This is a genomic window from Thermoplasma sp. (assembly GCF_023256435.1).
GTDB lineage: Archaea > Thermoplasmatota > Thermoplasmata > Thermoplasmatales > Thermoplasmataceae > Thermoplasma.
Map to the genome: position 1 here is coordinate 1,098 of NZ_JAGDXM010000018.1, position 6,206 is coordinate 7,303.

Annotated in this window: 8 protein-coding genes; all 8 read right to left on the minus strand. The window is 41.0% G+C overall.

From position 1 onward, the window contains the following. Positions 1-261: 261 nt before the first annotated feature. Positions 262-663, minus strand: coding sequence for a PH domain-containing protein (locus Q0C15_RS08000; RefSeq protein WP_367181943.1), 402 nt, complete (start codon positions 661-663; stop codon positions 262-264). Beyond that, complete coding sequence (locus Q0C15_RS02175; protein ID WP_297215544.1) at positions 656-1,600, minus strand: ABC transporter ATP-binding protein; 945 nt, start codon at positions 1,598-1,600, stop codon at positions 656-658. Before Q0C15_RS02175 ends, Q0C15_RS08000 begins: the two co-directional genes overlap by 8 nt. After that, positions 1,593-2,558 (minus strand): ABC transporter ATP-binding protein, encoded by a 966-nt coding sequence (locus Q0C15_RS02180; protein WP_297215547.1) that lies wholly within the window; start codon positions 2,556-2,558, stop codon positions 1,593-1,595. The genes Q0C15_RS02175 and Q0C15_RS02180 overlap by 8 nt, the downstream gene beginning before the upstream one ends. Before the next feature lie 10 nt (positions 2,559-2,568). Beyond that, positions 2,569-3,417 (minus strand): ABC transporter permease, encoded by an 849-nt coding sequence (locus Q0C15_RS02185; protein WP_367181947.1) that lies wholly within the window; start codon positions 3,415-3,417, stop codon positions 2,569-2,571. A 77-nt stretch (positions 3,418-3,494) separates the two neighbouring features. After that, entirely contained in the window at positions 3,495-4,526 is a 1,032-nt protein-coding gene (locus Q0C15_RS02190) for an ABC transporter permease (RefSeq protein WP_297215554.1), read from the minus strand. Positions 4,527-4,692: 166 nt separating this feature from the next. Beyond that, positions 4,693-4,902 carry a hypothetical protein gene (locus tag Q0C15_RS02195; protein WP_297215558.1) on the minus strand — a complete coding sequence of 70 codons (210 nt, stop codon included), beginning with the start codon at positions 4,900-4,902 and terminating at the stop codon, positions 4,693-4,695. Next, on the minus strand, positions 4,892-5,050 hold the full coding sequence (locus tag Q0C15_RS02200; RefSeq protein WP_297215561.1) for a hypothetical protein: 159 nt from the start codon (positions 5,048-5,050) through the stop codon (positions 4,892-4,894). Before Q0C15_RS02200 ends, Q0C15_RS02195 begins: the two co-directional genes overlap by 11 nt. A 61-nt stretch (positions 5,051-5,111) precedes the next feature. Next, positions 5,112-6,206 (minus strand): ABC transporter substrate-binding protein (locus Q0C15_RS02205; protein WP_297215563.1); only part of this gene is annotated, 1,095 nt, incomplete at its 5' end.

Consider the following 6,206-nt stretch of genomic DNA (forward strand, 5'->3'; position numbering starts at 1 on the left):
TTCCTGGCATCAATCTGAATACTACGTAAAGTATTACCACGACAAATATGATCAGTACTATATCCTGTATGATCTTTCTGGTTATCACATATATGTTCATTTACAAATATCGTAACAAAATTAGATATTAAAAATTTAGTAGAACAATTTACATATGAAATATATTGTCTCTCATTCATTTTAGAATTTTGCATAGTGTATCTTTTTGCGCCATTTCGGTGACAAAGGCGTATCAATGTAGATAAGAATGATAAATTGAGGTCATTCGGTTCTTTTCCTTCCTATATGATCCTCAACGGTGTTAAGAAATTCCTTTCCATCTTTCAGGTCTCTTATGGCTATTGCCTGCTTGGGTGTTATAACATATACCGATGAAAGCCCAAACCTCTTCTGAAGGAATCCCTCCGTCATGAAAGCATCTCTGATGTTATAATAGAATATTACATCAGATTTAAGCGGCGATTTTATATGTATCCCGTCTTCTTCTAGGCTGTATTTCGTTGAATATTTATATAGTTCATATAGGAAGGTGAGCCCTAGCCAAGTGGCAACGAATATCAAATAATTATAAATATTTCTGGAACTTATTTCCAATACGCTAGAAAAAACAAGAAGAGCAATCACACTTTTAACAGTAGTTTTTGCATAGCCCTTACTATTCATAAAGCCAGCATGCCACCTGATAATTCTGACCCTGACTGATTAAAGGAGGTTCTTCCTTTCTGCACTTTTCCATAACAAAAGGACACCTGGGATTGAAACGACAGCCCTGAGGAAGATTGATCAAACTAGGCACGTCTCCAATTGGAGGTTTCACATCTTTAACATCAAGTGTTGGTACCGAGCTGAGCAATAACTGGGTATATGGGTGCAATGGCTTGGAGAGAACTTCTGAAGTCGGACCATATTCCACAATCTTGCCGGCATAGAGAACAACAATATAGTCTGAGATGTATTTAGCTACTAATATATTATGCGTTATGAATATGTAAGTCATCTTATATTCTGATTGCAGATCCACCAAAAGATTCAGTACCTGGGCCTGAATAGACTCATCAAGAGCGGATGTAGGTTCATCCAGAACCAACAGCTCTGGTCTCTTCATGAGAGCTCGAGCGATGGCAACTCTCTGTACCTGACCGCCTGAAAGCTCCCTTGATTGTTTGTCCTTTACTTCGTCATATGCCAGGCCAACCTTCAATATAACCTCCTTAATGGCGCTTTCATCGAAATGACCCAGCGGCTCAGACACGATGTCCTTAACCTTCATCTTAGGATTCAACGAAGTAGCTGGATTCTGAAATACCATATCTACCTGCTTTCTGATATTTGGATATTCTGCCTTCGTAACCTTTTTACCCTTGAAATAGAGTTCTCCGTCTGTCGGCGTTTCCAAGGTTACCATAACCTTTCCCATAGTTGATTTCCCGGATCCACTTTCGCCGACTACGCCTATTACATTACCATCAGCAATAGAAATACTAACATCGTCCAGGGCCCTCACATATATTTTAGGAACTTTAACTATCGCATCTATTATACCGCGTTTTTGGGCAAGGTAATATTTCTTCACATTCTTGAGAGAATATATCTCACTCATATAACCAACACCTTATCAATCTATTGTCCTTCTTAATATAACTAGGCTCCTCTTGGAAGCATCGCTCAAAAGCAAACCTGCATCTAGGTGCAAATTTGCAGCCGGCAGGAAGTGATAGATAGGAAGGAGGAGACCCCGGGATAGAATATAGTTTACCAGTATGTTTTGGGGAAGACGGAATACTTGCCAGAAGACCAGAAGTATACGGATGCAGAGGATTTTTAACGACCTCCACGGTTTGTCCTTGTTCCATTACGCGGCCGGCATAAAAAACCAGCATACGATCCGATAGCACATATGCAAGTCCCACATCATGGGTGATGAATATGATGGTCATTTTCGTATCTTTATTGAGATCCTTTAGCAATTTCACAACTTGCGCTTGGATTGTGACATCAAGAGCTGTGGTTGGTTCATCAGCGATCAATAGTTTTGGTCTCAATAGAAGGGCCATGCATATTACAACTCTCTGGACCTGACCGCCTGAAAGCTCATGAGGATATCTTATCATTATCTTTTCTGGGTCTGGTAGTCTGAGACTAGCTAAAGCTTTAATCACCTCATTCCTAGCCTCTTCCACAGTCATCTGTATATTCATTCTGCTGTTTCTTATGGCAAGCGCCTCCATAAGCTGATCTTCAACCCTCTTAACTGGATTGAGACTGTTAAGTGGGTTCTGAAATATCATAAAAACCGTAGTTCCTCTGATCTTGGTCATTTCCTTTTCGGAAAGTTTCAAGACATCTACACCATCCAGTATGACCTCTCCAGAGGTTATTCCAACCGGTGGTAGCATCCTTGAGATGACCTGACCCAATGTCGACTTTCCAGAAGCAGATTCGCCAACGAGAGAGACCAGTTCACCCTGGTCGATGTCCAGATTGAGATCATCTATCACCTTGTATTTGCCAGCTACAGTATTGTACCATACATTGAGATGTTTTATGCTTAACAACATAGAGATGCACCTAATAGTTGATCCTATTTGAGACTATGTCCTGCATTCTATCTCCCACTAGCACAAACCCTATGACTATGATCAGTATCGCTAAGCCCGGAAAGACAGCATACCACCATCCGGTAGGCAATGTTCCTACTCCATTTGAAGCCATTGAACCAAGTTCTGGTATTGGAGGCTCAAGACCTATGCCAAGAAAAGCCAGTGTGGAATATGTTAAGATAACGTTACCAAAATCAAGAGCTGCATAGGCGACGACCGGATCAATGGAATTTATGAAAAGGTAACTGAAGAAAAGTTTTAGAAATGAAACATTGCTCAGTTTGGCTGCCTGGACAAAATCGAGGTTCTTTATCCTAAGCGTCTGCGCTCTGAAGAACCTCGCATATATTGGCCACCATACAATTACAAGGGCCAGGATAACGCCGCCCAGTGTTTCATGGAAGAGGACTGATAGGGCGATTACGAGTATAAGCGCGGGCAGGGATAGGAAAGCATCGGTTATCCTCATTATAACTTCATCGATGTATCCTCCCCTATATCCAGCTATTATTCCAAATAGACCTCCAAGAAGGACTCCTGAGAGAACCACAATTATAGAAATGTAGGCATCTCTTGGCATGGCGTACAGCATCCTTGACAGTATGTCCTCGCCGTTTGCATTGGTACCCAGAAGATACGTACTGTCGGGCGGGTGAAGACCGACAACCAGATTATATTGAAATGGATTGTGTGGCAAGAGGGCTATTGCTGGGCCAGAAGTACCAAATAAAAATTCAAGAATACCCTGGATAACAGACCAGCCCAGAAAAGCCACAACGATAACAAGCCCCAAAGCTGCAGATGGATCCTTAACCATTATTTTCAGGTAGGAAAGCACCCTGCTCTGGCGTTTAGGTTTCCTTTCCGTAATGCTCGCAGTTACATTTCCTTCAGTCATTCAAGCCTCACCCTTGGATCAAGAATACCATAGAGTATGTCCGCCACCAGATTTGCTACGATCACAGCTACCGCTATTATTATGGTGGTACCTAGTATCCCTGGATAATCAAGATTATACACGGCCTGCACAATATAATAACCCATGCCGTGATATGAGAATATGTCTTCTATCACCACAGCTCCGCCCATTGCGTAAGCGAAAGCCAACACTATATATGTAACCAGAGGTATGGCCGCGTTCCTCAAAGCAACGTGATAAACTGCATGCCTCCTCGGTATTCCCTTCATTATTGTTAACCTGAAATAATCCATATCCATTATATCAAGCATTGTTGATCTAGTCAACCTAGTTATTACACCGAAGGATAGGAGAGCCACCGAAAGAGTGGGAAGGATCATATGGTGGATAACACTTGATGCATAAATCCAATCATGGGCGTATATGGCATTTAAAAGGGGAAATGCCAACACATTCGGAGGTGGCTTCAGTGTCGGATCCACCATTCCCGTTGCCGGGAGAAGTTTCAAGTCATATGCTATATACAATTGAAGAACTGCAGCCAGCAGAAAAGTAGGCATAGACCATGTAGCCAGATATATTCCCTTTATCGTATAATCCGCTGGTTTTCTACGCCTTGCAGCTGCGTAAGCACCAGTAAAAAGACCTATTATGACGGAAAGCACTATGCCAGTCAGAACAAACTCTAGCGTTATAGGAAGATATTCACTTATCAATTTCAAAACAGGTTGATCATGAAGATAATCATAACCAAGATTCCCAGTAAATACGTCTTTAATATAATTAATGACCTGATCGTATATTGGTAGGTTAAGGCCATATTTTTTCTCAATACCGATCAATTCAGATTGCGATGCGTGTGGATTTCCTGCGTAAAGTCTCGCCAATGCCAATGGATTGGGAGCTATAATGTGTATCAGAGTAAATATGAAAACTATAAGTATCAAAAGTGTGAATATGGCATATATTACTCTTCTGATTATAAAAGCTATGGTTCTGCTATCCATGCTAGCCCATTATGGAAATTCATCTAATAAAGTTTATCTAGGCTATAACTAACAAGAGCCATGCATTTTTTTGACAACCGCTTGTATACATTTTATATTTATTTCATATTTATAAATTAATGTGTATGTATATTGAAATAAGATTTAATGATGGAAAAGATACATATCATTTCCGCATATACTCCCTAAAAAGGCGATCCCTTAATTGAATTATTTCAGATGATGGATCATGTCCTTTTTTTATCCGATAAAGAGAGATGAGACCGGAGATCCTCATTATCATCTTCTGTATCTCTAACTGCTTCTCTGTGATCTCCCTATCAAGGGCAGCGGATTCGGATGAGAGTGCAAGTATTCTTTTAAGTTCATCGTTCATCCTGATCACCAAGTTCACTTAACAATTCATTTTCATAGACGGAAAGTGATCTTATATCATCATCTATTTTTGTTAAAATTTTTTTCTTTCTTTCTATCTCCTCCTTTAAAAAAATCTCTCTAAGCGAAAGCTCATCCTGATCAGACATTGATAAATAAAACCAATCAAAATACAAATATTTTTTTAAAATAGGAAAAAAATTATTTTATTTAAAATATTTTCACAGGAGCCATCAGCATATTGTCAAGTAGGCTACCAACGGAAAGTACGATCTGTGCCGTAGTACTTGAGGAAGATACATCACCAAGTTTCGTCCCATTTGGCAATGTAACGAAGAAATGCTCCTGCTGTCCAGCTATGTTAAGATAATGTTCCGCTAGTGCCAAGTTATAGGTCGGCGGCTGTAGCCCTGCTGTCGCATTGTTATAGAAGTTGGCGAATCCTGGCGATATTGGGCCTATATAATCCTGTGCAAGGAACAGTTTCGTGCCATTTGGCTCGGTGTAATAGAACGGTGTGTTCAGAGCGCTGTAGTTTGTACCATACCATAGAGCCATCCTGAAGTAAGTGTTGTTAGTCGGATACAGATAGTTGTTCATCGATATGTAGAACACTGCTGGATTAGCACCAAAGTTTTGGAAATAGGCATTAAGCGGTATGTTCTTGAATGAACCCTGACCTATTATTGAGCTCAAATAAGATGAGCTAACCACAGATATCTGATAAGTGTTGTCAAGGAAACCGCTGACTCTACCAGAATGGTCTATCGGGAAGTCCATAACCACAACACCTATGTGTGCTGGCTGAGCAATGGCCGGTAGACCTCCGTGATTTGGCATGCTCCAATAGGCGTTACCCCAATAGTCAGGCGCTTTAGTAAGAGTGACTGAAGAAAGCGAGGATTGAACACCGCTTATGTAGTATGGACCGGTGCCTGGCATTCCGTTTGCATCGGTATAGTTGTTTGGAGACGCCGCCAATACACCATCGTTATTGTCTATGAACATCGGATCCGCTATGTTTCCCCACCATTCTGCCATATCCTGCAGGAAGAACGGATACGGCTTCAGGAGCTTTATGGTGACGTTAAGAGGCTGGTTGCCGCCTGTATACATTGTTTTGTTGTAGTTGGGCACGTATACTGCCTGGTTTGGATATGATATAAGGGCCGCCTGTGTCGTATTGCTCCATGGTTCGAAGTGTGAGAGCATGTTTGCAAGATAATTAGCTGCGTATTTAGTATTAGAGACGTTCAGATTGGAATAAACCGTTGGATATGGGAAGCTTATTCCTGAATTCGAAGT

Coding starts and splice junctions, on each gene's coding strand:
- Q0C15_RS08000 (WP_367181943.1), bottom strand. CDS start 663: ATGAATAGTAAGGGCTATGCAAAAACTACTGTTAAAAGTGTGATTGCT.
- Q0C15_RS02175 (WP_297215544.1), bottom strand. CDS start 1,600: ATGAGTGAGATATATTCTCTCAAGAATGTGAAGAAATATTACCTTGCC.
- Q0C15_RS02180 (WP_297215547.1), bottom strand. CDS start 2,558: ATGTTGTTAAGCATAAAACATCTCAATGTATGGTACAATACTGTAGCT.
- Q0C15_RS02185 (WP_367181947.1), bottom strand. CDS start 3,417: ATGGTTAAGGATCCATCTGCAGCTTTGGGGCTTGTTATCGTTGTGGCT.
- Q0C15_RS02190 (WP_297215554.1), bottom strand. CDS start 4,526: ATGGATAGCAGAACCATAGCTTTTATAATCAGAAGAGTAATATATGCC.
- Q0C15_RS02195 (WP_297215558.1), bottom strand. CDS start 4,902: ATGAACGATGAACTTAAAAGAATACTTGCACTCTCATCCGAATCCGCT.
- Q0C15_RS02200 (WP_297215561.1), bottom strand. CDS start 5,050: ATGTCTGATCAGGATGAGCTTTCGCTTAGAGAGATTTTTTTAAAGGAG.